1 protein-coding gene and 1 pseudogene are annotated in these 1,415 nt (G+C 73.0%); both read left to right on the top strand.

The window, feature by feature from the left end; all coding sequences use genetic code 11:
* The first annotated feature begins 153 nt into the window (after positions 1 to 153).
* The gene (locus SSOG_RS02395) at positions 154 to 645 is read left to right on the top strand and encodes an acyl carrier protein (RefSeq protein ID WP_009712602.1); all 492 of its coding nucleotides are present in this window, start codon (positions 154 to 156) and stop codon (positions 643 to 645) included.
* Positions 646 to 748: 103 nt separating this feature from the next.
* Positions 749 to 1,415, top strand: a pseudogene (locus SSOG_RS02390) (beta-ketoacyl synthase N-terminal-like domain-containing protein); the annotation flags it as partial.

Genomic DNA, 1,415 nt, shown 5'->3' with positions numbered 1-1,415 from the left:
CCTGGTGCCGGCCGCACGGCAGCGCCGCAGGCAGGAGAGGGGGCCGCGGGCGGAGGCGGGGGCGAGGGTCTGATCCCGGCGGCTGCGGGGGCTGCCCGCGCCCCGAGCAGGACCGGCTGCTGCTGGAGGTCGTACAGGCCCAGGTCGCCCTCGGTGCTGGGACACTCCTCGGCGGCCGCGGTCGACCCCGCCCGGGCGTTCCGGGACCTCGGCTTCGACTCGCTGACGGCGGTGGACCTGCGGAACCGGCTCAACTCGGCCACCGGGCTGCAACTGCCCGCGACGCTGATTTTCGACCACCCGACGCCCGAAGCGCTCGTCCTGGCGTTGCGGGAGAGGCTGCTCGCCGACGCCGCTCCGGCTCAACGCACCGCGCACGGTGCCGAGCCGGGCGACGACGGGGTGGACCCGCAGGTGAAGGAGCTCCTGGCGGCGATCCCGATCACCCGGCTGCGGGAGTCCGGCGTGCTGGACATGCTGCGCCGGCTCGCCGAAGCCGCCGGAACCGCCGAATCCGCCGACGCCGACGGGGCAGGCGGGACCGCGGCGGAACCGGCCGCCGAGCGGAGCGACGCCGAATCCCTCGACTCGATGGGCGCCGACAGCCTCGTACAGCTGGCCCTGAAGCGTGTGAGGCCGATGTAGCCCGGGCGCCAGTGGCGGACAGGTCCGTCACGTCGGCGCACTCAGGCAGCAGTCCATTGGCTTCAGTCCCAGGCTTCAGTTCGCCGTGACCGTGGAGAACGACATGACAACATCCTCCGAAGAACTCGTCCAAGCCCTGCGGGAATCCCTCAAGGAGAACGACCGGCTCTGGCAGCGCTACCAGGACCTGGTCACTGCGTCACGCGAGCCGATCGCGATCGTGGGCATGGGCTGCCGCTTTCCCGGCGGCGTAGCTTCACCGGAGGCGCTGTGGGAGCTGGTGGCCTCGGCCGGGGACGGCATGTCACCGTTCCCCGCCGACCGTGGCTGGGACCTCCAGGCGCTCGGCGACATCGCCGAGGTGGGCGGGTTCGTGCACGAGGCCCCGCGGTTCGACGCCGAGCTGTTCGGGATCTCCCCGCGCGAGGCCCTCGCCATGGACCCGCAGCAGCGGCTGCTCATGGAGACGTCGTGGGAAGCGCTGGAGCGCGCCGGGATCAACCCCCTGTCGCTGCGCGGCTCGCGGACCGGCGTGTTCTCCGGCGTGTCCGGCAACGGCTACGGCGGGCAGCTGCACCAGGCCGCCACCGAGACCGAGGGCTATCTGCTGACCGGCAGCATCCCGAGCGTCGCCTCGGGCCGGGTCGCCTACTCGCTCGGCTTCGAGGGCCCCGCCGTCACCGTCGACACCTCCTGCTCGTCGGCGCTGGTGGCGCTGCACTTGGCGTGCCCGCCCTACGGGCCGGGGAATGCACGATGGCGCTCGCGGG

Origin of the sequence: Streptomyces himastatinicus ATCC 53653 (assembly GCF_000158915.1) — a bacterium.
GTDB classification, from domain to species: Bacteria; Actinomycetota; Actinomycetes; order Streptomycetales; family Streptomycetaceae; genus Streptomyces; species Streptomyces himastatinicus.
This window is presented reverse-complemented; position numbering and strand designations above follow the sequence as displayed.